The organism is Streptococcus oralis (assembly GCF_022749195.1).
GTDB classification, from domain to species: domain Bacteria; phylum Bacillota; class Bacilli; order Lactobacillales; family Streptococcaceae; genus Streptococcus; species Streptococcus oralis_CI.
In genome coordinates, this window is sequence record NZ_CP094226.1 from 513171 (window position 1) to 539195 (window position 26025).

Here is a 26025-nt window from a genome sequence, read left to right on the forward strand (position 1 = left end):
AAATATGTCGATTACACCACAAGAAATAAGTGATAAAGCTTTCTCAAGAACATTCAGAGGCTACAATCAGGAAGAAGTTGACCTCTTTCTAGATAAGATTTACTTTGAATTAGAGGAGATGATTCGATACAAAGATGAAACTGAACTCTATATCAAAAAACTAGAAGAACGTCTTTCCTATTATACGAATGATATTCCTAAGAGAACAGTAACAAGCGAGCAAGAACCAGAAGCAATTAATGATTCTATTTTTTATTAAGTAAGTGAGGAAAAGTATGCCAATTACATCGTTAGAAATTAAAGATAAAACCTTTGGTACAAGATTTAGAGGTTTTGATCCAGAAGAAGTAGATGAATTTCTGGATATCGTTGTTCGTGACTATGAAGACTTGGTTCGTAGTAATCACGATAAAGAGACACACATCAAGAGTTTGGAAGAACGTTTGTCTTACTTTGATGAGATGAAGGATTCCTTGAGTCAGTCAGTTTTGATTGCTCAAGATACTGCGGAGCGTGTTAAACAGGCTGCTCAAGAACGTTCAAACAATATTATTCAACAAGCTGAACAAGACGCTCAACGTTTGCTTGAAGAAGCGAAATACAAGGCAAATGAAATTCTCCGTCAGGCAACAGATAATGCGAAGAGAGTGGCTGTTGAGACAGAAGAGTTGAAGAACAAGAGCCGTGTATTCCATCAACGCCTCAAGTCTACGATTGAAAGTCAATTGGCTATTGTCGAGTCATCTGATTGGGAAGATATTCTTCGCCCAACAGCTACTTACCTTCAGACAAGTGATGAAGCCTTTAAAGAAGTGGTGGGTGAAGTTCTTGGTGAAACTGTATCTTTACAACCAGAGGAAGAACCAATTGATATGACTCGTCAATTCACACCAGAAGAGGTTGCTGAATTGCAAGCTCGTATCGAGGCTGGCAACAAAGAATTAGCTGAGTTTGAAGCTCAACAAAATCAACAGACAGAAGAAAGTGACCAGCATGAAGAGTCAGTTGAAGTAGAAGCTACTACGGCAACTGAGAACGATGCAAACAAAGAATCTGTTCTTATCCTATAAAAAATGTGAGAACAAGATCCAACCAACTATATTTTCAGCGAGCGGGAGATGGTGAGAGTCCTGCAATCCCTAGTGGTTAGATTATCCTCTCAAGCAATCCAGTCCGAAAATAGTAAGACTGGACGTCCCCCACGTTACGGGAAAAGAGGAAAAGAGACCCTGTCTTTTTTCGAACAAAGGTGGTACCACGATTTTCGTCCTTTTTGCGAATCGTGGTTTTTATTTTGTCAGTTTAAATTAAAGGAGTAACAATGAAACTTAAAGAAACCCTCAATTTAGGGAAAACAGACTTTCCTATGCGTGCTGGTCTTCCAACTAAAGAACCAGTTTGGCAAAAAGAATGGGAAGAAGCAAAACTTTACCAACGTCGTCAAGAATTGAACCAAGGAAAACCACATTTCACCTTGCATGATGGACCTCCGTATGCAAACGGAAATATCCACGTTGGACATGCCATGAACAAGATTTCCAAAGATATTATTGTTCGTTCTAAGTCTATGTCAGGATTCTATGCACCTTACATCCCAGGTTGGGATACACATGGTCTGCCAATCGAGCAAGTCTTGGCAAAACAAGGCGTTAAACGCAAAGAAATGGACTTGGTTGAGTACTTGAAACTTTGCCGTGAGTATGCTCTTTCTCAAGTTGATAAACAACGTGAAGACTTTAAACGATTGGGTGTTTCTGGTGACTGGGAAAATCCTTATGTGACTTTGACTCCGGACTATGAAGCGGCTCAAATCCGTGTCTTCGGAGAAATGGCTAAGAAAGGCTACATCTACCGTGGTGCCAAGCCAGTTTACTGGTCTTGGTCATCTGAATCAGCTCTTGCTGAAGCGGAAATTGAATACCATGACTTGCTTTCAACTTCCCTTTACTATGCTAACCGCGTCAAAGACGGAAAAGGTGTCCTAGATACAGACACTTACATCGTAGTTTGGACAACTACTCCATTTACTATCACAGCTTCTCGTGGTTTGACAGTTGGAGCTGATATTGACTACGTAGTCGTTCAACCAGCTGATGAATCTCGTAAGTTTGTAGTTGCTTCAGAATTGTTGAACAGTTTGTCTGAGAAATTTGGCTGGGCGGATGTGCAAGTCTTGGCAACCTACCGTGGTCAAGAATTGAACCACATTGTGACAGTCCACCCATGGGATACGGCTGTAGATGAGTTGGTAATCCTGGGTGACCACGTTACAACTGACTCTGGTACTGGTATTGTCCATACAGCCCCTGGTTTTGGTGAGGACGACTACAATGTCGGTGTTGCCAATGGTCTTGAAGTTGCTGTAACAGTTAACGAACGCGGTATTATGATGGCCAATGCTGGCTCTGACTTTGAAGGTCAATTCTACGACAAGGTTGTGCCGACTGTTATCGAGAAACTTGGTAATCTTCTCCTTGCTCAAGAAGAAATCTCTCACTCATACCCATTTGACTGGCGTACCAAGAAACCAATCATCTGGCGTGCAGTTCCACAGTGGTTTGCCTCTGTATCTAAATTCCGCCAAAAAATCTTGGATGAAATTGAAAAAGTGAAGTTCCACTCAGAATGGGGTAAAGTGCGTCTTTACAATATGATCCGTGACCGTGGCGACTGGGTTATCTCTCGTCAACGTGCTTGGGGAGTTCCTCTTCCAATCTTCTACGCAGAAGATGGCACACCAATCATGACAGCTGAAACCATCGAACATGTAGCGCAACTTTTTGAGGAACATGGTTCTATCATCTGGTGGGAACGAGATGCCAAAGATCTCTTGCCAGAAGGATTTACGCATCCAGGTTCACCAAATGGCGAATTCAAGAAAGAAACGGACATCATGGACGTATGGTTTGACTCAGGTTCGTCATGGAATGGAGTGGTGGTCAACCGTCCAGAACTCAAATACCCAGCTGACCTCTACCTTGAAGGTTCTGACCAATACCGTGGTTGGTTCAACTCTTCACTCATCACATCCGTTGCCAACCATGGCGTAGCGCCATACAAACAAATCTTGTCACAAGGTTTTGCCCTTGATGGTAAAGGTGAGAAGATGTCTAAATCTCTTGGGAATACCATTGCTCCAAGCGATGTTGAAAAACAATTTGGTGCGGAAATCTTGCGTCTCTGGGTAACAAGTGTGGACTCAAGCAACGACGTCCGTATCTCTATGGATATCTTGAGCCAAGTCTCCGAAACTTACCGTAAGATCCGTAACACCCTTCGTTTCTTGATTGCCAATACTTCTGACTTTAACCCAGCTGAGGATACAGTAGCTTACGATGAACTTCGTTCAGTTGATAAGTACATGACTATTCGCTTTAACCAACTTGTGAAAACGATTCGTGATGCCTATGCTGATTTTGAATTCTTGACTATCTACAAGGCTTTGGTGAATTTTATTAACGTTGACTTGTCAGCCTTCTACCTTGATTTTGCCAAAGATGTGGTTTATATCGAAGGTGCCAAATCACTCGAACGCCGTCAAATGCAGACTGTCTTCTATGACATTCTTGTCAAAATCACCAAACTCTTGACACCAATCCTTCCTCACACAGCAGAGGAAATCTGGTCATATCTTGAGTTTGAAGCTGAAGACTTCGTTCAATTGTCTGAATTACCAGAGGCTCAAACTTTTGCCAACCAAGAAGAAATCTTGGATACATGGTCAGCCTTCATGGATTTCCGTGGACAAGCTCAAAAAGCCTTGGAAGAAGCGCGTAATGCAAAAGTAATCGGTAAATCACTCGAAGCCCACTTGACAGTTTATCCAAATGAAGTGGTGAAAACTCTTTTTGGAGCAGTGGATAGCAATGTGGCTCAACTCTTGATCGTGTCAGAATTGACCATCGCTGAAGGTACAGCTCCAGAAGGTGCCGTTAGCTTCGAAGATGTAGCCTTTACAGTTAAACGCGCTGCAGGTGAAGTATGTGACCGCTGCCGTCGTATCGATCCAACTACTGCAGAACGTAGCTACCATGCAGTTATCTGTGACCACTGTGCAAGCATCGTAGAAGAAAACTTTGCGGATGCAGTTGCAGAAGGATTTGAAGCGAAATAATCAGATTAGAAATATGTCTTCTCATAGTTTAAGATGAGAGGAAAGGTAAAAGAGAGAAAGTCATTTCTCTCTTTTTTTGCTGGATTCTAGTCTTCTTATATCTAAAATAAATTTGCATATAATACGATTTTTGAGTATATTTTCGGAAAGTTTTTATAAGAATCATGAAAATCTTTAGTGCTTGATAAGAGTGTTTTTAGAAGCATTGATTTCCTTAAAAATTGTGACAAATAAATTGAATAATCTAGTAAATTTCGGTAGAATAGAAAGGATTGAATAATATATTGAAGAGGAAATTTTGAGAATGAAACATCGGTTTTATGGAGAAAAACGACAACGTTTTTCTTTCAGAAAGTTGTCTGTCGGGCTCGTTTCGGCGACTATTGGAAGCTTCTTTTTGAATGGGCAAATGGCTGGGGGCTTGACTTCTGTGAAGGCAGCAGAAATTCAAAGTCAGCAGTCTGCTCAGGTCAAATACCACTACGTAGTGGAGTCTGAATTGACGGAGGCAGAGAAGAGTGCCTTGATCAGGGAGATTCCAAAGCATGTTGAGGATGCTTCAGAGACCTATTACTTAGTTTATCGTCCGACTACTCAAGGGGATAAATCTGGAGTATTACCTAAGACAGGTCACTCCGGCCTTTGGGAATCCACTTTTACAGCGATGGGTCTTGCATTACTAGTGCTTGTAGTTGTTAGAGGCAGAAATGGGAAGAGGTATTTATCTTCGATCTTGTTGGTAACTGGAATGGGATCTATACTTCTATCTCCAACAGTCTTAGCAGTGACGAATATCGAACTTGCAGCATATAATCAAAGTCTTAACTTGGGTCTTGGAGATGCACTGCCAGCGCCATTGAAAATTGACGGTTATGACTATATAGGTTACTTAAAGAATAAAGAACAAAATGATGGTCATTTAGCTCATTCTGTTCAGAAGGAAAACCCGACACTTGACTTGGAGAAAGGAAAGGAAAGTGAACTTAAACCGAGTGAAACAAATCTTGATATGAAAGAGATTGTTTCGGATAAGGGTGATGGTTTAAAGGAGGAAGAAAGAGAAGCTATAGCTGCTAAGGAGATAGAGTTCACACGCTCAACTCCTATTTATGACTTACCAGAACTAAAAATTAGTGAGCAAAAGTCAGTCCAAGAACTTCCTTATCAGACAAAATACCAATATACCGATGAATTGGCTCAAGGTCAATCAAAAGTTATACAATCAGGTGTTCGAGGTCAACGTACAGTTGTGACTCGTCATTATCGTAAGGGTCAAGAAATCGTGAAAAGCGAAATGATTTCTGATCAAGTGACGCTTGAACCTGTTTCTGAAATTATTTTAGTTGGAACAGCTTCAACTAACTCGATACCAAAAGAAACTCCAGTTCATGAGCTTCCAGAACTGACGGAGTATGGCACAACTCCAGAAACAGCCCCAGTTCACGAAGTTCCAGAATTGGCAGAGTATGGCACCAGTTCTGATACAGCTCCAGTTCAAGAGATTCCAGAACTGACAGAATATGGGGCAAATCCTGAAACATCCCCAGTTCACGAAGTTCCAGAATTGACAGAATATGGCACAAACCCTGAATCATCTCCAGTTCACGAAGTTCCGGAATTGACAGAATATGGTACAACTCCTGAAATAGCACCAGTTCACGAAGTTCCAGAATTGACGGAATATGGCACCAGTCCAGAAACAGCGCCAGTTCATGAAGTTCCAGAATTAGCAGAGTATGGCACAAGTTCTGATACGCCTCCAGTTCAAGAGATTCCAGAACTGACAGAATATGGGGCAAATCCTGAAACATCCCCAGTTCACGAAGTTCCAGAATTGACAGAATATGGCACAAACCCTGAATCATCTCCAGTTCACGAAGTTCCGGAATTGACAGAATATGGTACAACTCCTGAAATAGCACCAGTTCACGAAGTTCCAGAATTGACGGAATATGGCACCAGTCCAGAAACAGCGCCAGTTCATGAAGTTCCAGAATTAGCAGAGTATGGCACAAGTTCTGATACGCCTCCAGTTCAAGAGATTCCAGAACTGATGGAATATGGTACAACTCTTGATACAGCTCCTATTCATGAGAATTCTGAGTTAGAATTGACTACAAATGATGAGGTTAGAATAGAAAAGATTGATTTTTCTATTGACGAGCAATATACAGATGAGATTCCAGAAGGAAGTCGTCAAATCGTAACTCCGGGTGTTGAGGGTGAGCGCACGATTAAGACTCGTGTCTACAGTTCTAACGGTCAGGAAATTGACCGCCAAGAGTTGTCCAACGAGGAAACACTAGCTCCCGTAACACAAATCGTCAAGGTCGGCACGGCTAAGCCAAACATGGTACCGAACGATCCACCGCAAGTAGACGCTTTGCCAGAGTATCCGTTGACTTATACCGACGAAACGCGCGTTGAAAAAATCAACTTTAGCATTCATGAAGAAGAAACGGATGAATTGGTCCAAGATGCTCGTCAAATCACAACTCCAGGTGTTGAGGGAGAGCGCACGATCAAGACTCGTGTCTACAGTTCTAACGGTCAAGAGGTTGACCGGCAAGAACTTTCGAATGAAGAAACCTTAGCTCCAGTAACGCAAATCGTCAAGGTCGGCACTGCTAAACCAAGCATGGTACCGAACGATCCACCGCAAGTAGACGCCCTGCCAGAATATCCGTTGACTTATACTGACGAAACGCGCGTTGAAAAAATCAACTTTAGCATTCGTGAAGAAGAAACCGATGAGCTTGTTCAAGATGCTCGTCAAATCACAACTCCAGGTGTTGAGGGAAAGCGCACGATTAAGACTCGCGTCTACAGTTCTAACGGTCAAGAGGTTGATCGCCAAGAGTTGTCCAACGAGGAAACTTTAGCTCCCGTAACGCAAATTGTCAAAGTCGGAACTGCTAAACCAACCATGGTACCGAACGATCCACCGCAAGTAGACGCCCTGCCAGAATATCCGTTGACTTATACTGACGAAACGCGCGTTGAAAAAATCAACTTTAGCATTCGTGAAGAAGAAACCGATGAGCTTGTTCAAGATGCTCGTCAAATCACAACTCCAGGTGTTGAGGGAAAGCGCACGATTAAGACTCGCGTCTACAGTTCTAACGGTCAAGAGGTTGATCGCCAAGAGTTGTCCAACGAGGAAACTTTAGCTCCCGTAACGCAAATTGTCAAAGTCGGAACTGCTAAACCAACCATGGTACCGAATGAAGCTCCGAAAGCAGACACTTTGCCAGAGTATCCACTGACATATACAGATGAAACGCGCGTAGAGAAAATAGCCTTCAATATCGAGGAGCAACATACGGACGAATTGGTTCAAGATGCTCGTCAAATCGCGACTCCGGGAGTCCAAGGCGAACGTACCATTAAGACCCGTGTCTACAGTTCCAATGGTCAAGTTGTTGACCGTCAAGAATTGTCTAATGAAGAAACCTTGGCTCCTGTAACGCAAATTGTCAAAGTCGGCACGGCTAAGCCAACTATGGTACCGAATGAAGCTCCGAAAGCAGATGCTTTACCAGAGTATCCACTGACATATACAGATGAAACCCGCATTGAGAAGATTGCGTTCAATATCGAGGAGCAATATACGGATGAGCTTGTTCAAGATGCCCGTCAGATCGCAACTCCAGGTGTTGAGGGTGAGCGCACGATTAAGACCCGTGTCTACAGCTCTAACGGTCAAGAGCTTGACCGTCAAGAGTTGTCTAACGAGGAAACTCTAGCTCCTGTAACGCAAATTGTCAAAGTCGGAACAGCTAAACCAAATATGGTACCAAGTGATGCACCGAAAGCAGAAGCTTTAGAGGAGTTCGATTTAATTTCACTGCATAATCTCTTGGCAGAATCGGATCAGATTAAAGCTCAGGCCCGTTATTTCAACGATAGCCAGAGCCATCAATCTAACTATGATGCTGCTTTGACGGCTGGTCAAGCGATTCTGAGCCAATCCCAAGCCAGCCAAGCAGAAGTCAACCAACTGGTGGAACAAATCAATCAAGCCAAGGCTCAATTAAGTGGTCTTGAAGTTGTTAAAACAGCTCTTCAGACTGAGTACGATTTAAATCCAACGGTTAAAACTTCGGTTAAATATAAGAATGCGGATTCAGAAAAGCAGACAGCTTATACTGACGAATTAACCAAGGCAGAGGGAGTTTTGAACAATCAAACAGCTACACAAGTGCAAGTCAACCAAGTTCTTGCTAGCCTGACAGCAGCCAAAGAAGCTCTAAATGGAGTGCCTAAAGTCAAGCCGACTGTTTCGATTTTAAGTCTGACTGAGAATGCTGATGATAAGTCGGTGACAGTCCAATATAGATTGGAAGACCAGACCAAATCCTTCCGTTCAGCGACTGCAGAGTTGTACCAGGGAGATCAGCTGGTTCGCACTCTTCCGATTACTAACTTTGCTGGCAGCTTGAAAATTGGCGACTTAGACTACTACACAGGCTACACTCTAAAAACTAAGTTGACTTATGAATTGGATAATGGTAGCTTTACTGAGTTTGAAACAGACAGTCGTAACTTTGAGCTAGAATACAAGAAGATTGCCTTCCGTGATATTGATTCCGTTGAGTTTTATCATAAAGAAAACGACCAATACAAGCGCTTTGTATCGATGAACTCTATGCCTACGGATCTGTCTACTTACTTCGTCAAGATCAAATCAAGCGAATCCAAGGAAATTCTCCTACCAGTTCACAGCATTTCTGAAGCAGAGAAAGATGGCAAGGCCGTCTATAAGGTTAATGTAACCCTTCCTGAACTCGTCCAAGAAAGTGAAACGGGCTATAAGTCTGGGCACGACTTCTACATCAGTAAGGCAGTCCCAAGCCAGCAAAATGTCTACACTAGCTTTGCTGGATTGGTAGACGCCATGAAGCGAAATATGGCAGGAAACTATGTGTTGGGTGCTGATTTGGATGCGAGTGAGGTCAACCTAGCTCCTGCGGATTATGTCTATCTCAAAGGGAACTTCACCGGCAGTCTGACAGGTAGTCAAAATGGTAAGCAATACGCCATTTACAATCTAGCCAAGCCTTTATTTGAAAACCTCAAGAGTGGGTCTACCATTTCAAATATCGACTTTAAAGATGTGAATATCGTGGGTACCTATGACTCGGCTGCTGTGGCACGAAATGCGGAGAATGCGCTAATCACAGATGTTTCTGTTCAGGGGAGAGTATCGGTAGTAGGCAACGCCTCTAACGTAGCGGGTCTAGTAGTTAATGGAACCAATACGAAGATTACCAATAGTTCCTTTACGGGGACTATCCTATCTAACAGTCAACAAATCAAAGCTTATAATGTAGGTGGTTTGGTTGCAAGCCTTAAAGGAGGAGAATCTCTTCTTAGCCAAAGTAAAGCAGATGTAACGATTATTAGTGGTGCTCGATCAAATGAACAACGTATCGGTGGTTTGGTTGGACGTCTAGAAAACAATGCTCGAATCACCAAATCTTATGTGACAGGAAAAGTATATAATGCAACCACTAACGGTCAAATCGGTGGAGTGGTCGGCTCGAACTACTTTAATGGTTTAGTTGATAATGTTATCAGTAATGTTAGCGGTACAAATGTTTACAGTATTTCTGGGGATCAGGGCTACAAAAACGACCGCATTACGCAAGCATATAAAGTTGCCAAGAGTGAAACCTTGAAAAACGATCAGTTTGTTACTTCTACTATTACTCAAGAAGAAATGGAAGAAAAACTGACTGCTATGGACATCACGACTAGCCTAGATGATACGAATCTAAATATGCGTTTTGTCGACTATGGTGAGGTAAACAATGCTCAGTTCGACCGCGGATATTCTTATGCAAATATGGAGAAACTACTTCCTTTCTACAATAAAGAAACTATTGTTTCGTTTGCTAACAAGATCCCGAAAGAGCATAAGTTGAACAAGGAGTACCTACTGGATGTTGTTCCGATGAAGGACCATCAAGTGGTGACAGATATCCATAGCAATAAAACTGCAATCAATCGTTTGATGCTGCACTACATGGACAATACTATTGACTACCTAGAAATATCTTATCAGGGAGATTTCGTCAACCAAGGTATTGCTGAGTATAGTATCAAGGGGTTAGACCTTCTTTATACTCCAGAAGCCTTTGTATCAGATTATACTAGTATTCTAAATCAAGTTTTGCCAGAGCTGAATAAGGTCGTTCTTGATTCGCCAGCTATGCGAACAGCTCTCGGAGTAGCAGCAGATACTTCTTTGGATGAACTATACTTAGACACTGCATTTACGCAAGTGAAAAGTAAGCTATCAGGTGAGCTTCGCAAAGTGCTGGCTATGGATAAGGCTATCAATACTGAAGGTGAAGTAGTTAAGGATTATCTTGTTAAGAAGATTCTTGCTGATAAAGAAGCTTTCCTATTAGGGTTGACTTACCTTAACCGTTGGTACAATATCAACTATGACACCTTTAATGTTAAGGACTTGTCGGCTTACAAGATGGATTTCTATGGTAAGAATGACGTTTCGGTTCTTGATACAATCATTGCTTTAGGGAAATCAGGACTTGAGAATCTCAAGGCTAAGAACAACTATACAGCATATGATAATTCGCTCTCTGAAGCAACTGGCAAGCGAGGACTCTTCAATTACCTTGAAGGCTACCGTCAGCTCTTCCTACCATACAAGACCAATAATGAATGGCTCAAGACCAATACAAAAGCCTACATCGTTGAGGCTAAGTCCGATGTAGCAGAAGCGAGACAGCTTCAGGACGCAGCCGAGGGCAAGAGCAAGTACTCTGTCGGTGTTTATGACAAGATTACTGCAGATAATTGGGAACACAAGGGCATGCTCCTGCCACTCTTGACTATGACGGAGAAGGGTGTCTATGCTATCTCTAATATGTCTACCCTCTCTATGGGAGCTTATGATCGCTACCGCCTGGATGCCAATAACAGAGTGCGCACAGACGCAGAACTAGTTGAATATGTTGAACACAGAGTGAGAAAAACAGCTGAATACCAGCGCGACCATTATGATTTCTGGTACAAGATTCTGAATCCGGAAAGCAAGGACAAGCTCTTCCGTTCAGTTCTGGTTTATGATGGATTCTCATTGGTTGACAAGAATGGTCAAAGATATTGGGCTCCAGCTAATGACAAAAAATCACAGGCTATGCAGGAATTTTTTGGACCAGCTGGCAAGTGGTATCCAAGCAAGGGCTATAATGCCTATGCTACGGGTAGTGTAACTCACTTTGATGCTGCTAAATTGTTGGAAGACTATGGAAACTCTGTCTACACCCATGAAATGACCCATAACTCTGACGGTGCAATTTACTTTGAAGGATATGGTCGTCGTGAGGGACTAGGTGCGGAACTCTATGCTCGCGGACTCTTGCAGTCTTCACCGAGCGCAGATGAACCAACTATTACGCTCAATACTCTCTTCAAGGTGGACAAAGATTCTAAGACACGTATGCATACCTATAATTTCAAGGAACGTGTTCAAAATGAAGCAGACCTACAACACTATGTCCATGGTATGTTTGACATGATCTACACCTTGGACTATCTAGAAGGTACTTCTATGTTGAAGCAGAGCGATGCTGCCAAGTTACAGTGGTTCAGGAAGATGGAGAATTACTATATTACAGATAAGTATGGTAAGGAGACTCACGCAGGTAACCAGACGCGAAGCTTTACTGCTGAGGAAATCAAGCAGCTGAAGACCTTTGATTCCCTGATTGAAAATGATGTGATTACTCGTCGGGAGAATAAGGAAAGTGGGAAATATGGTCGAAATGGCTACCTCAGTCTCAGCCTCTTCTCACCAATTTACTCAGCCTTGAGCAATCCAAATGGAGCGCCAGGTGACGTCATGTTCCGTCGCACAGCCTATGAATTACTGGCAGCCAAGGGCTACCATGAAGGATTTGTCCCTTATGTTTCTGGTCAGTACTCTCAGGAAGCCTTTGATGAAGGGAAGAAAACGTGGGACGGATGGTCTGGAAGAGATGTCGGTCTCGTGACAGACCAGAAAGTCTTGGAAAATGTATTTAAGGGTGAATACGACTCTTGGGCAGCCTTCAAGAAGGCCATGTACAAGGAGCGAATTGATCAGCTGACCAAGCTGAAGCCAATCACCATTGAGTACGAGCTTAAAAATCCAAACAGTACCAAGAAAGTAACCATTCGTTCTTATGCAGAGATGCAGCAGTTGATGGACGCAGCAGTAGCAGAGGATGTACGCAACATTACCAATGCTACTAGCCGTGTCGAAGCTAGCTGGGTCAACCTGCTCAAGAAGAAGATTTACAACGCTTATCTTCGTGAGACAGACGACTTCAGACAGTCCATCTTTGAAAAATAAGCTTTTTGCAAAGATAGATACGAAAAAGAAGATCCAAGTGATCTTCTTTTTTCTATGAAAATTACTAGCTTACTACTAAAAACGAATGGACTTACAAACCAATCTGTAGATTTTTTGATTTCCTTCTTAGCTTGTTTAGATAAGAAATTGAAATCATTCACCATCTAGTATCCTCGTTTTGAAATTTCTTCAGTTTTTCATGAAAATATGATAAAATGATAGCTGTAAAAATTTTTAAGGAGATTCAGATGAAAACAAATACACTTGCTCGCGTAAATGCGATTTTTGGTCTTATCGCAGGTATTGTTTTACTGTTGGCGCCTGTTGTTATGTTTATGATAGCTGTCGGGGCTGCTGCTGCGACGGAGGACTCTGATGCAACAGTTGGTATATTGACGATTTTTTCAATCATTTTGTCATTGGTAAAAATTGCTATCTTGGTTTTAGGAATTGTGTCTATTGTGTATTACAAGGACGATGAGCGTGTGACTCCTGCACCGTCTGTTTTGTTTATCGTGGGTGGTTCTGTTGGATTGATCCCATTCTTGGGATGGGTAGGAGGAATTCTGACAATCATTGGTGGATCCCTCTACTTTGGACTTTTGAAAAAATTCGAGATTCAAGAATAATGACTTTTGTTAGAAATATTTTCAAATAAGAGAAGGCGGTTAGCCTTCTTTTTTGTCATCAATCAGAGGGAAATTTGACAGGATAAATAAGCATTGACAATCGTAAAATCTAAAGCATTTATTTGAGACAAGCAACTCTTTTTATAGTATAATGGTGGATGTAAAATACCTATATCAAAATATAAAAATAGTTATTTTCTTGATAGAGGGTAAAAGTTTAGAGGATTTAGAATGAAAAAGATTTTTGGAGAGAAGCAGCATCGTTTCTCCTTACGAAAATTAGCAATTGGACTTGTGTCAGCTTCGATTTCAAGCCTATTTTTTGTGTCCATTGCTAGCAGTGGTACCGTATTTGCTCAAGAAAATGCAGCTGTTCACTACAAATATGTGACGGATACGGAGCTGAGTGGGCAAGAAAAGGACTTGATTGTCAAGGATATTCCTAAAATTGCTGAAGATAGTGAGAGCACTTATTATCTAGTCTACCGTATGGATGAGAAAGCCCAGCTGGGTCAGTTGCCCAATACAGGTGGACAGAATAGCCTTACTAGCGTTTTATCGGGTGGAGTCCTGGCTTCGATTGGCCTCCTTATTTTTGTTGTATCCAAAGAGAAAGGCAAGAAGAAAGCCCTCTTGAATGTGATTTTGGTAACGGGGATGAGCAGTGGTTTGGCTTCTTCAGTTCAGGCTATCGAAAATCAGCTTTTGCTCCAATACAATCAGGAATACCAATTATCCCAAGGAGATAGTCTGCCTTTGCCACGTACCTTATCGGGTTATACTTACCTAGGCTATATTAAGCAAGACAAGGACTCTAGTCAGCAAGAAACTGCTGCTAGGGATCAGAAACTATACTACACGGTTCAACCTCATTTTCAGACCAATGAAGGTGGGCAAAAGGCAGGAGATGAGCAGAAAGCTCCGTCTTCAACAAGCCCTGCAGACAAGACAATCCCTTCTCAAGATTCATCCGATCTAAAACCGTCTGGTCTTGTTAGTGTGGATCCTCAGGATGAAGTCTTGGCTGGTCGCGTGAATAAACCAGAACTCCTATACAAGGACCAAGAAATTGTAACCAAACTAGGCTTTTCAGAAGTGGTTCAAGAAAATTCAGAACTAACAGAGGGAACCATTCGTGTCAAACAAGAAGGTCGTGCTGGGAAGAAGATTGAGCTTGTTCGCATTTTCACGGTTGAAAACCAAGAAATTTCTAGTGAAGTTCTATCAACTAAAGTAGAAGAAGCCTTGCCACGTATAGTAGAGAAAGGGACTAAGAAGGCAGTAGCTGCGAGTGAAGCACCTCAGTCTGCAAGAAAAGGAGAGCCTGAGACTCAGGCTCCATTACCAGAATACAATGGGAATCAAGCGGGAGCGATTGTTGCCCCTGAAACAGCTGAAAAACCTGAATATACTGGCACCCAAGCAGGAGCAGTCGTTGAACCCGAGCAAGTCGCTCCGCTACCAGAATATCAGGGAACCCAAGCTGGTGCTATCGTTGAGCCAGAACAAGTTGAGCCAGAGGTTGGGGGCGTCCAGTCTGGTGCTTTGGTGGAACCAGAAACGGCTGAGAAACCAACCTATACAGGCGAGCAGTCTGGAGCAATCGTAGAACCTGAAAAGGTACCACCGACACAAGAGTATACAGGAACTCAAGCGGGAGCGATTGTAGCTCCTGAAACAGCTGAAAAACCAGAATATACAGATACGCAATCAGGTGCGATTGTGGAACCCGAACAAGTCACTCCACTACCTGAGTATCAGGGAACACAGGCAGGTGCGATTGTGGAACCAGAGACCCAGTCTTCCCTACCAGAATATAAAGGTGAGCAAGCAGGAGCCATCGTGGAACCGGAACAAGTCGCTCCTCTTCCAGAATATACTGGCAATACCGAGCAAGTAAAACCGGAAGCTCCGACAGAAAAAACACTTGAATTAAGAAACGTTTCGGATCTGGAGTTGTATAGTCAGACCAATGGTACTTACAAACAACATGTTTCTTTAGACGGTGTCCCAAGTAATCCAGATACTTACTTTGTCAAGGTTAAATCTTCGTCGTTTAAAGATGTCTATCTACCAGTCGCTTCAATAACGGCTGAAACGAAAGATGGTCAGCCAGTTTATAAAATCACAGCCAAGGCTGAGAAACTCCAGCAAGAGCTAGAAAATAAATATGTCGATAATTTCACCTTCTACCTAGCTAAGAAGGCTAGAGAGGAAACAACAACCTTTACTTCCTTTAGCAACCTAGTCAAAGCTATCAACCAGAATCTCTCTGGAACCTATCATTTAGCAGCTAGTTTGAATGCCAACGAAGTGGAGTTGGAGCCTGAAGCTAAATCCTATATCAAGGGCGCCTTTACTGGTCAGCTGATTGGTGAAAAAGATGGCAAGCAGTATGCTATTTACAACTTGAAAAAGCCTCTGTTCGAAACCTTGAATGGCGCCACAGTAGAAAAGCTGAGCCTAAAAAATGTCTCTATTTCCGGGAAAGATGATATCGGTGCACTGGCCTATGAAGCGCACAATAGCACAAAGATTCAGCAAGTTCATGTCGATGGTGTTCTAGCAGGTGAACGCGGTATCGGTGGTTTGCTGGCTAAGGCGGACCAATCAAGCATCACAGAGAGCAGTTTCAAGGGAAGAATTATCAACACTTATGAAACGACTGCTGCTTACAATATCGGTGGTCTTGTCGGTCATTTGACAGGTAGCAGAGCTTTGCTGACGAAGTCAAAAGCGACAGTAGCCATTTCATCTAACACAAATAGTTCAGATCAGACTGTGGGTGGTCTTGCAGGTCTAGTAGATCAGGATGCACAAATCCATGATAGTTATGCTGAAGGCGATATTAACAATGCCAAGCACTTTGGTAGAGTAGCGGGAGTAGCAGGCTATTTGTGGGACCGAACTTCTAATCTAGAAAAGCATGCTGGAAGTTTGACCAATGTTCTCAGTGATGTCAATGTAACCAACGGGAATTCCATTACCGGTTACCACTATAATGGAATGAAGGTGAAGGACACATTCAGCAGCAAGGCGAACAGAGTCTACAATGTCACCTTGGTCAAGGATGAGGTCGTCAGCAAGGAATCCTTTGAAGAAAGAGGTACAATGCTAGATGCTTCCCAAATTGAAAGCAAAAAAGCAGCCATCAATCCTCTCACTCTACCAACAGTGGAGCCCCTCTCAACAAGTAGCAAGAAAGACAGTGATTTTTCTAAGGTGGCCCATTATCAAGCTAAGCGCAACTTGGCTTATAAAAATATTGAAAAATTGCTACCTTTCTACAACAAGGCAACCATCGTCAAATACGGAAATCTGGTCAATGAGAACAGTCTTTTATATCAAAAAGAACTCTTGTCAGCAGTCATGATGAAGGACAACCAAGTCATCACAGACATTGTTTCTAACAAAGAGACTGCAAACAAACTCTTGCTTCACTACAAGGACCATTCATCTGAGAAACTGGATCTCAAATACCAGGATGATTTTGCCAAATTAGCAGAATATAGTCTAGGAGATACTGGACTTCTCTATACGCCAAATCAATTCCTGTATGACCAATCTTCTATCATCAAGCAAGTCTTACCTGACTTACAAAAGGTTGACTACCACTCAGAAGCCATCAAAAAGACACTCGGTATTTCTCCAAATGTCAAACAGACCGAGCTCTATCTAGAAGACCAGTTCGCCAAAACAAAACAACATTTGGAAGACAGTTTGAAAAAACTCTTGTCAGCAGATGCTGGGCTTGCTGGTGACAACCCAGTTACCAAGGGCTACCTTGTAGATAAAATCAAACGCAACAAGGAAGCCTTGCTACTTGGTATGGCGTATCTGGAACGTTGGTACAACTTCAGCTATGGTCAGGTAAACGTCAAAGACCTGGTTCTGTACCACCTGGACTTCTTTGGTAAGGGAAATGCTTCACCACTGGACACTCTGATTGAGTTAGGTAAATCTGGTTTTAACAATCTTCTAGCTAAGAATAATGTCGATACTTATGGTATCAGTCTTGCCAGCCATCATGGAACGACAGATTTGTTTAGCACGCTAGAAAATTACCGAAAAGTCTTTCTACCAACCACAAGCAACAATGACTGGTTTAAATCAGAGACCAAGGCTTACATCGTCGAAGAAAAATCCACTATCGAAGAGGTGAAAACAAAGCAAGGACAAGCTGGCACCAAGTATTCTATCGGTGTCTATGACCGCATCACGAGTGCCACATGGAAATACCGCAATATGGTCTTGCCTCTCCTGACCTTGCCAGAAAGATCCGTCTTTGTCATCTCGACCATGTCTAGTCTAGGGTTTGGAGCTTATGATCGCTACCGCAATAGCGAGCATAAAGCGGGCAAGGCTCTCAATGACTTTGTAGAAGAAAATGCGCGTGAAACAGCCAAACGTCAGCGAGATCACTACGATTATTGGTATCGTATTTTAGATAATGAGGGACGTGAAAAACTCTATCGTACAATTCTCCTTTATGATGCCTATAAGTTTGGTGATGACACAACATCTGGAAAAGCTACAGTGGAGGCTAAGTTTGATAGTTCCAATCCAGCCATGAAGAACTTCTTTGGACCAGTTGGCAATAAGGTAGTACACAATCAGCATGGAGCCTACGCAACAGGCGATGGCGTCTACTATATGTCTTACCGTATGCTGGACAAGGATGGAGCCATTACTTATACCCATGAAATGACCCATGATTCCGATCAGGATATTTACCTTGGCGGCTATGGTCGAAGAAGTGGCTTGGGACCAGAGTTCTTCGCAAAAGGCTTATTGCAAGCGCCTGACCAGCCGAGTGACGCAACTATTACCATCAATTCTATCTTGAAACACTCAACATCAGATAGTACAGAGGGCTCCCGTCTGCAAGTCTTGGATCCGACAGAGAGATTCCAAAATGCAGCAGATCTTCAGAACTATGTTCACAATATGTTTGACCTTATCTACATGATGGAATATCTCGAAGGGCAGTCAATCGTTAACAAACTAAATGTTTACCAGAAAATGGCGGCTCTCAGAAAGATTGAGAACAAGTATGTGAAAGATCCAGCAGATGGAAATGAGGTTTATGCCACTAACGTAGTCAAAGAATTGACAGAAGAAGAGGCCCGAAACCTGAATAGTTTTGATAGTTTGATTGACCACAACATCTTATCATCTCGTCAGTATCAGTCTGGCGACTATGAGCGAAATGGCTACTATACGATTAAACTCTTTACTCCAATCTTTTCAGCTCTCAGCAGTGAGAAAGGAACACCAGGGGACCTTATGGGACGCCGGATCGCTTACGAACTTTTGGCTGCCAAAGGATTTAAGGATGGAATGGTACCTTATATCTCCAACCAATACGAAGAAGTTGCCAAACAAAAAGGTAAAACCATCAATCTCTATGGTAAAGAACGCGGATTGGTGACAGATGATCTTGTATTGGACAAGGTATTTGAAGGCAAGTATTCATCTTGGGCTACCTTTAAGAAAGCCATGTATAAAGAACGTGTGGATCAGTTTGAAAACTTGAAACAGGTGACCTTTAAAGATCCGACAAAACCATGGCCAAGCTATGCGACAAAGACCATCAATAGTGTGACTGAATTGCAAGCCCTCATGGATCAAGCTGTACTGGAGGATGCGGATGCTCCTCGTTGGAGCAACTATAATCCAGAGTATGACAGTGCTGTTCATAAGTTGAAGAGAGCAATCTTTAAATCCTATCTTGACCAAACAAACGACTTCAGAACCTCTATTTTTAAGAAATAAGGGTTGGAAAATGAAAAGGGAGGATCGACAGATCTTCTCTTTTTATGTTCGGATGTCTGAAAGCTGGTAGGCGATTTGTTTGTGACTGAGAAGGTCTTTTGTTTCTGGAGCAAATATGGTAGAATGATAGCTACGATAGAAGGAGGTTTTTATGGAGAGAGATAGATTGGTTCGACTCAATTGGAGACTGGGCATGCTGGCAGGTATAACCTTGCTTTTGGGACCTGTTCTACGATTTTTGCTTTCCTATACTGGGGCCATCATCTATAAAGATCCTTCAAAAATGCTGGTTGTCACGGTTGCCTTTTCCCTGCTCCTGACATTTTTTAAGATTTTGATAATTGCATTAGGAACCTTTATGCTAATCTATTTCGAAGAGGATCAACAACTTCGAATGCTGCCATCTATTTTATTTATCATTGGTGGCGTGCTGGGCTTTCTTTCAGCGACCGAGTGGATAGGAGGATTTCTAATCATTAAAGGTGCTGTTTCTTTTTCTAAATTTTTGAAAGAAGTCCGTGGTCTTGTCTGATAGTCTAGTGAAACAATCCGTTTGAGGGTTGTTTTTGTGTTTCAAAAACAATTTTTAAAAGTAGATTGCTGAGAGAAGAGTCATATTGAGACTCTTCTCTTTTTAGTTGATTTTAACTAGCTTTTTTGTGAAAAATTGTGTAAAATAGAATAGATAAACGAGGGAAACCTCGAAAAATAAAAGGAGAATCCATCTAATGGTAAAATTGGTTTTTGCTCGCCACGGTGAGTCTGAATGGAACAAAGCTAACCTTTTCACTGGTTGGGCTGATGTTGATTTGTCTGAAAAAGGAACACAACAAGCGATTGACGCTGGTAAATTGATCAAAGAAGCTGGTATCGAATTTGACCAAGCTTACACCTCAGTATTGAAACGTGCGATCAAAACAACAAACTTGGCTCTTGAAGCTTCTGACCAATTGTGGGTTCCAGTTGAAAAATCATGGCGCTTGAACGAACGTCACTACGGTGGTTTGACTGGTAAAAACAAAGCTGAAGCTGCTGAACAATTTGGTGATGAGCAAGTTCACATCTGGCGTCGTTCATACGATGTATTGCCTCCAAACATGGACCGTGATGATGAGCATTCAGCTCACACTGACCGTCGTTACGCTTCACTTGACGACTCAGTTATCCCAGATGCTGAAAACTTGAAAGTGACTTTGGAACGTGCCCTTCCATTCTGGGAAGACAAAATCGCTCCAGCACTTAAAGATGGTAAAAACGTATTCGTAGGAGCTCACGGTAACTCAATCCGTGCCCTTGTAAAACACATCAAACGCTTGTCAGACGACGAAATCATGGACGTGGAAATCCCTAACTTCCCACCATTGGTATTCGAATTCGACGAAAAATTGAATGTAGTTTCTGAATACTACCTTGGAAAATAATCTATAAACAGAAAGCCTAGGAATTCCTAGGCTTTTTTGTTTTTGCTTCTAGTTCTCAACTAGTTGAAAAAGCCTTATAATGATAGTAAAGAGCGACTTGATTGTAAGAAAGGTAGATATGCTCGAAGTCCTGAAATCAGTAGAGTAATTCAAGGGTTTAAATAGTAAATCAGTTGACAAAGTCCCTGCTTCTTGGTAGAATAAGAACTGTCGTAAAGACAAATAACTTCTTCTTGGTTACAGGCATGCCAACCTGTCACTCGGATGAAGCCAAATAAAAAGGAGAAACATCATGGCAATCTCAAAAGAGAAAAAAAATGAAATCATCGCACAATATGCACGTCACGAAGGTGATACAGGTTCAGTAGAGGTTCAAGTTGCTGTCCTTACTTGGGAAATCAACCACCTTAACGAACACATCAAACAACACAAAAAAGACCACGCTACTTACCGTGGATTGATGAAGAAAATCGGTCGCCGTCGTAACTTGCTTGCATACTTGCGTAAAAACGACGTTAACCGTTACCGTGAGTTGATCAACTCTCTTGGACTTCGTCGCTAATCTTGCGTCTAAAACGTTTCTATACTTCGTTGCCTTCGCCTCGATGTACCATCAGTACAATCTTCGGCTTGTCGCCTAGTCTATAAACGTTTTATCCAGCAAGAATAAAGCTCTCTGATTTCAGAGAGCTTTTTATGTCGTCACCTTACCTCGATAAACTCAAGTATTATCTTCGGTTACGGTCATTAGCACTGTAAGGTAAAATAAACCAGATCATCTCCCTTCGGGGAGATTTTTTGTTTCACTAAAATTTTTATACAATCTTCAGCTCATCGCCTAGTCTATAAACGGTTTATCCGGCAAGAATCATGATGCTAAGGGCGTTAAAAATCCGTATGAAAATAGGGAAAGGAAACAGTGTTCGATGAACACAAGGAGTTTCATCTTTTTCACTAGGATTTTAGCCCGAGCTCAAATCAGCTCTCTGACTTCAGAGAGCTTTTTTATTGAGGTTTTATCGGTCATAATTTTGGAGACTACAAAAACCTAACTGAGCAAAATTTTAGTTTTCAAGTTGTTTTATCGGTCATAATTTTGGAGACTACAAAAACCTCAAATGGTATCAGCTAATGACACCATGAAGGTGCGCAGTTACTCGGCTTTTCAAGCCGAGTAACTGTCTGCAAGCCCCCTCGGAGAGCCCACACTTTACGAAGTAAAGTTTAGTATGTTATACTTTACATGGAAGTAGTCACCGAATTCCAGTTAGAAATTACTTTGTAACTACGTTTTGAGGAGGAGTAAAATGCTTTCCTACGTTCGACATTACCCACTAGCGATAGCTAAATTAATGTGTCTGTGCTCTCCTAAAATCTGCTGATTTATTACTAACTAATACAGGAGGTTTTTATGGGACAGACAATCATATCTGCTATTGGTGTTTATATTTCCACCAGTATCGATTATTTAATTATTTTAATTATTTTATTTGCACAGCTATCACAGAATAAACAGAAATGGCATATTTATGCGGGGCAATATCTAGGAACAGGCTTACTTGTAGGGGCGAGTTTAGTTGCTGCTTATGTCGTTAATTTCGTGCCTGAATAATGGATGGTTGGATTGCTTGGTTTAATCCCTATCTATTTAGGGATTCGCTTTGCAATTGTTGGAGAAGGTGAGGAAGAAGAGGAAGAAATTATTGAAAGATTAGAACAAAGCAAGGCAAATCAACTGTTTTGGACAGTTACATTGCTGACAATTGCGTCTGGCGGAGATAATTTAGGTATCTATATACCTTATTTTGCTTCGTTAGATTGGTCACAGACCCTCGTGGCGTTGCTTGTGTTTGTAATCGGCATAATTATCTTTTGCGAGATTAGTCGGGTGTTATCCTCTATTCCGTTAATATTCGAGACAATTGAAAAATACGAGCGAATCATTGTGCCCTTAGTATTCATTCTACTTGGACTATACATTATGTATGAAAATGGCACGATAGAGACTTTTCTGATCGTGTAGATTTTTTTGTTTCACTAGGATTATAGCCCGAGCTCAAATCAAGCTCTCAGATTTCAGAGGGCTTTTTCTATATATGTCTCTATCCTTGTCCATCTAATGGAAATATGGTATACTTTTCATGAGAATTTTCTAAATTTTTAAGATTCTATCAAAGGAGGTTTGCATGCTTTCCAAATTTTCTGGAAGCCGACGGGACCTGCAATTTGTGTTACTTTTAGGTATTTTGCTAGGTATTTTAGGGATTTCCCTCTTTCTGGCAGTTTCTATGGGATCCGTTGCGGTTGATCTAGGCGATACCTATCGGATTATTTTGAGCAGGTTGGGTTTTCCTCTTGAGATAGGAGAGGTTTCCAAGTCCACTCTTGCCATTGTATGGAACATGAGGTTCCCCCGAGTATTGTTAGGCTTGATAGTAGGGGCTGGTCTTTCCATGTGTGGTAGCGTGATGCAGTCTACAGTGAACAATCCCATTGCTGAGCCCTATGTCTTAGGTATCTCTGCGGGTGCAACTCTAGGAGCAACTTTGAGCATCATTCTTGGTTTAAAAGTGATGATTAGCCTTGGAGCTTTTCTTGGAGCTATTTTGGCAACAATTGCCGTCCTTATCATTGCCTCTATGCAGGGAAGGATGACGACTTCCAGTCTGATCTTATCAGGAACGGTGGTCAATGCTCTCTTTCTGGCATTTTCCAACTTTATTATCTCAGTTGGCGCTAATGCGGACAGTGTGATGACCATTAAGTTTTGGACCATGGGTTCGCTTGCCGGGACTACCTGGTCTGATTTAGTCCTGCCAACTATAGTAGTAGGTATGGCCTTTCTATTTTTCTCTACCCAGTATCGTGTTTTTAATGCGATGATGATGGGAGATGAGGCTGCTTTAACTTTGGGGATTCCCTTACGCTTTTATTGGTATCTTTATGTGACCATGGTGGCTGTGTTGACAGCGGTCTTAGTGGCAACCTGTGGGATTATTGGATTTGTCGGTCTGATTACTCCACATTTAGCTCGAGGGTTAGTAGGAACGAATTACAGGAGACTTTTTCCTGTTGCGACCATACTGGGTGCCCTCTTTGTGGTCTGGGCAGATGTACTCTCTCGTGTCATCATTCCAAATGCTGAGCTGCCTATTGGTATTTTTACAGCCTTAGTGGGTGCTCCCTTCTTTATCTACATTGTTGGAGGTAGGCGAAAGGAGGTGAGGGCCTGATATGGACTTGATTTGTCAGGATGTCCATTTTGGACTAGGAGAGAAAAAAATCCTCAAAGGAGTTTCTCTTAAGGTTGAGGGACATCAATTTCATACGATACTAGGGCCAAATGGAAGTGGAAAAACCAGCCTGCTTAAACTCCTCTATCGCCAGGAAAAGGCGAACAAAGGCTTGATAAGCCTAGATGGAAAGCCGCTGGAGCATTGGTCACTCAAAGAAACAGCCAAGCAAATGGCGGTCGTCACCCAGTTTAATCAACTGCAGTTTGATTGTACAGTTGAGGAAATCGTCTTGCTGGGAAGAACTCCACACCTCTCTTTTTTACAGAAGGAAAAGGAAAGGGATTATGCCCTCGTTCAAGATGCTCTCGTCAAGGTGGATATGCTTGAGAAGAAAACTCGTCTCTATTCGTCTCTTTCAGGTGGGGAGAAACAGCGAGTCTTATTAGCACGCGCCTTGGCGCAAGAACCGACTCTCTTGCTCCTGGACGAGCCAACCAATCACCTGGATATCAAGTACCAGTTAGACTTGTTGGCCATTGTGAAGAATCTCAAGGTCAATGTTCTAGCTGTCCTACATGACATTCAACTTGCTTGTCGCTATTCGGATTATCTCTATCTGATGAAGGAGGGGGAAATCCTTTACCAAGGTATTCCAAAGGAGACCATCACCCCTGAGTCATTGCAAACTGTATATGGAGTTCAAAGTCAGGTGACTTGGACTGAGGATCAGCAAGCCATGATTCACTATTTATAAGAATGAAAAGGAAAACAAGATGAAAAAAACACTAAGCATTTTACTCGTAACAGTAGCTACCCTAACTATGGCAGCTTGTGGTAACACTACTACAGAAAAAGCTACCACACAGTCTAGCACAGAAACAAGTCAAAAGGCCAGCACAGAGACGACTTATCCATTCACGGTCAAGACCTATGATGCTAAAGGGAATGAAGTCGAACAAGTCTTTGACAAGGCACCTGAAAAAGTTATCACCAACAATCTTTCAACCACTGAAATCTTGTTGGAGTTAGGCTTGAAGGATAAAATTGCTGGCATGCTCAACCCTGACAATGCTGTGACGGACAAATACAAGGACGCGATTGCGACGATTCCTCAAATTGGCGATAAAAAAACAGTCTCTCAAGAGACAGTGCTTTCTTATGAACCAGATGCTGTGATGGGTCGAAACATGATGTTTTCTGAAAAATCCTTGGGGACAGTTAGCACTTGGAATGAAAACAAAATCCCAGTCTATACGCAAAAAGCTTCTCTCTCAACAATTCAGCAAGATTTGGGAAATATTGTAGAAGATGTCAAAAATCTTGGAATGATTTTCAATGTTCAGGACAAGTCTAATGAATACGCAGCCCAATTACAAGCTAAAATTGACGCTGTTAAGAAAGCAAACCCAGCAAGCCAAGGTGAAAAGAAAAAGGCTTTGATTATGGTTGCTTATAATGACGAAACCTTTGGTGCTTACAAGTCTGCTTTGCAAGAAAGCTTGTTGAATCAACTTGGTTATACCAACGTTGCAACGGGAACATCAGGCTTGACCTTGGAAAATCTCGTGTCAATGGATCCGGAGTTGATTATCTATGTAACTAGTGACCGCAACAAAAAATTGGATGCCAACGCAGTAGAGTTGATGAAGGCAAATGAAGTTTTGGAAAATGTTCCTGCAATTAAGAATCAAAAAATCATGACCATTTCTTACGATGAGTTGATGGACTATGGTCCAGCAGTGATTGATTCCCTTGAGAAAATCAATGACTTTATCAATAAATAATGAGTTTGATTGGGAAGGGATTCAAGTTAGGGTCAGCCTTCCTTCGACCTATGATCCCAATCAAACCTATCCAGCTATTCTCTTGAATGATGGAAACTTGGATTTTCTATCTTCCCTTTCAGAATCTGTAATTTTAGTTGGTTTGACCTCTAAAAATCGCCTAAACGACTACACGCCCTGGAAGGCAGCTGCTTTAAGGGATGGAGCTCCGGATTTTGGCGGTCAGGCAAATGCCTATCATGGTCATTTATTTGGAGGTCTTTTAGATAAGTTGCGGTCTCTTTATCGCCTGGACGAAGATCGCCTTGCCTATGGAGGTTACTCACTAGGTGGTTTGACAGCAGTATACAGTCTTTTCCATTTTGACAATGTCTCCTGTATCTTCTCTATCTGCGGTTCCTTTTGGTATCCTGATTTTACGACGTATTGCAGGGAAGAAAAGGTGAAAAATTTAGATTGTTTACTGTATTTACAGAATGGTCAAACAGAAGGAGCCCATCATACCAATCGCTTGGCTCAAGCTCCAGCCTATGCTGAGCAGATTCATACTAGTCTTCAGCAACGCTATCCGACTGGTCAGTTTGTCTTTGATCTCTATGGGCATCATGAGCAAGTGGCTGAGCGATTTCTAGCCTTTTCCAGCTGGTTGGCCCCAAAATGGAAAATCGAATAAAAAAATATCCCTTGGCAAAAGCCAAGGG

The 26025-nt window shown here is 42.1% G+C and carries 13 protein-coding genes and 1 pseudogene; all 14 read left to right on the forward strand.

The genetic code is table 11. From position 1 onward, the window contains the following. The first annotated feature begins 4 nt into the window (after positions 1–4). Entirely contained in the window at positions 5–259 is a 255-nt protein-coding gene (locus tag MP387_RS02605; RefSeq protein ID WP_000028988.1) for a DivIVA domain-containing protein, read from the forward strand. A gap of 16 nt (positions 260–275) precedes the next feature. Further along, entirely contained in the window at positions 276–1070 is a 795-nt protein-coding gene (locus tag MP387_RS02610) for a DivIVA domain-containing protein (protein WP_242747492.1), read from the forward strand. Positions 1071–1321: 251 nt separating this feature from the next. Then, positions 1322–4114: an isoleucine--tRNA ligase gene (ileS, locus tag MP387_RS02615; RefSeq protein ID WP_242747494.1), complete on the forward strand. Its 2793-nt coding sequence runs from the start codon at positions 1322–1324 to the stop codon at positions 4112–4114. Between the two features lie 304 nt (positions 4115–4418). Further along, positions 4419–12479, forward strand: a complete 8061-nt coding sequence (locus tag MP387_RS02620; protein ID WP_242747496.1) for an SIALI-17 repeat-containing surface protein — start codon at positions 4419–4421, stop codon at positions 12477–12479. A 248-nt stretch (positions 12480–12727) separates the two neighbouring features. After that, positions 12728–13108 (forward strand): hypothetical protein, encoded by a 381-nt coding sequence (locus MP387_RS02625; protein WP_242747497.1) that lies wholly within the window; start codon positions 12728–12730, stop codon positions 13106–13108. A 231-nt stretch (positions 13109–13339) separates the two neighbouring features. Continuing rightward, positions 13340–18883 carry a ZmpA/ZmpB/ZmpC family metallo-endopeptidase gene (locus MP387_RS02630; protein WP_242747499.1) on the forward strand — a complete coding sequence of 1848 codons (5544 nt, stop codon included), beginning with the start codon at positions 13340–13342 and terminating at the stop codon, positions 18881–18883. 151 nt (positions 18884–19034) lie between these two features. Then, positions 19035–19415, forward strand: a complete 381-nt coding sequence (locus tag MP387_RS02635; RefSeq protein WP_180833429.1) for a hypothetical protein — start codon at positions 19035–19037, stop codon at positions 19413–19415. 196 nt (positions 19416–19611) lie between these two features. Beyond that, entirely contained in the window at positions 19612–20304 is a 693-nt protein-coding gene (locus MP387_RS02640) for a phosphoglycerate mutase (protein WP_000240130.1), read from the forward strand. A gap of 292 nt (positions 20305–20596) precedes the next feature. After that, a complete protein-coding gene (rpsO, locus tag MP387_RS02645) occupies positions 20597–20866 on the forward strand; it encodes a 30S ribosomal protein S15 (protein WP_001018251.1) in 270 nt (89 codons plus the stop codon). An 849-nt stretch (positions 20867–21715) separates the two neighbouring features. Then, positions 21716–22327: pseudogene (locus MP387_RS02650) on the forward strand (CadD family cadmium resistance transporter). A 163-nt stretch (positions 22328–22490) separates the two neighbouring features. Next, positions 22491–23537, forward strand: a complete 1047-nt coding sequence (locus tag MP387_RS02655; protein ID WP_242747501.1) for a FecCD family ABC transporter permease — start codon at positions 22491–22493, stop codon at positions 23535–23537. A 1-nt stretch (position 23538) separates the two neighbouring features. Continuing rightward, positions 23539–24294 carry an ABC transporter ATP-binding protein gene (locus MP387_RS02660; RefSeq protein WP_242747503.1) on the forward strand — a complete coding sequence of 252 codons (756 nt, stop codon included), beginning with the start codon at positions 23539–23541 and terminating at the stop codon, positions 24292–24294. Between the two features lie 19 nt (positions 24295–24313). Continuing rightward, on the forward strand, positions 24314–25324 hold the full coding sequence (locus MP387_RS02665; RefSeq protein WP_242747504.1) for an ABC transporter substrate-binding protein: 1011 nt from the start codon (positions 24314–24316) through the stop codon (positions 25322–25324). Continuing rightward, a complete protein-coding gene (locus tag MP387_RS02670; RefSeq protein WP_242747506.1) occupies positions 25305–25997 on the forward strand; it encodes an alpha/beta hydrolase-fold protein in 693 nt (230 codons plus the stop codon). Before MP387_RS02665 ends, MP387_RS02670 begins: the two co-directional genes overlap by 20 nt. Positions 25998–26025 lie beyond the last annotated feature (28 nt).

Excerpts from the sequence above, each read along its gene's own strand:
- MP387_RS02620 (WP_242747496.1), top strand. The coding sequence starts at position 4,419 with ATGAAACATCGGTTTTATGGAGAAAAACGACAACGTTTTTCTTTCAGA.
- MP387_RS02625 (WP_242747497.1), top strand. The coding sequence starts at position 12,728 with ATGAAAACAAATACACTTGCTCGCGTAAATGCGATTTTTGGTCTTATC.
- MP387_RS02635 (WP_180833429.1), top strand. The coding sequence starts at position 19,035 with ATGGAGAGAGATAGATTGGTTCGACTCAATTGGAGACTGGGCATGCTG.
- MP387_RS02655 (WP_242747501.1), top strand. The coding sequence starts at position 22,491 with ATGCTTTCCAAATTTTCTGGAAGCCGACGGGACCTGCAATTTGTGTTA.
- MP387_RS02665 (WP_242747504.1), top strand. The coding sequence starts at position 24,314 with ATGAAAAAAACACTAAGCATTTTACTCGTAACAGTAGCTACCCTAACT.
- MP387_RS02610 (WP_242747492.1), top strand. The coding sequence starts at position 276 with ATGCCAATTACATCGTTAGAAATTAAAGATAAAACCTTTGGTACAAGA.
- MP387_RS02640 (WP_000240130.1), top strand. The coding sequence starts at position 19,612 with ATGGTAAAATTGGTTTTTGCTCGCCACGGTGAGTCTGAATGGAACAAA.
- MP387_RS02630 (WP_242747499.1), top strand. The coding sequence starts at position 13,340 with ATGAAAAAGATTTTTGGAGAGAAGCAGCATCGTTTCTCCTTACGAAAA.
- MP387_RS02670 (WP_242747506.1), top strand. The coding sequence starts at position 25,305 with ATGACTTTATCAATAAATAATGAGTTTGATTGGGAAGGGATTCAAGTT.
- MP387_RS02660 (WP_242747503.1), top strand. The coding sequence starts at position 23,539 with ATGGACTTGATTTGTCAGGATGTCCATTTTGGACTAGGAGAGAAAAAA.
- ileS (WP_242747494.1), top strand. The coding sequence starts at position 1,322 with ATGAAACTTAAAGAAACCCTCAATTTAGGGAAAACAGACTTTCCTATG.
- MP387_RS02605 (WP_000028988.1), top strand. The coding sequence starts at position 5 with ATGTCGATTACACCACAAGAAATAAGTGATAAAGCTTTCTCAAGAACA.
- rpsO (WP_001018251.1), top strand. The coding sequence starts at position 20,597 with ATGGCAATCTCAAAAGAGAAAAAAAATGAAATCATCGCACAATATGCA.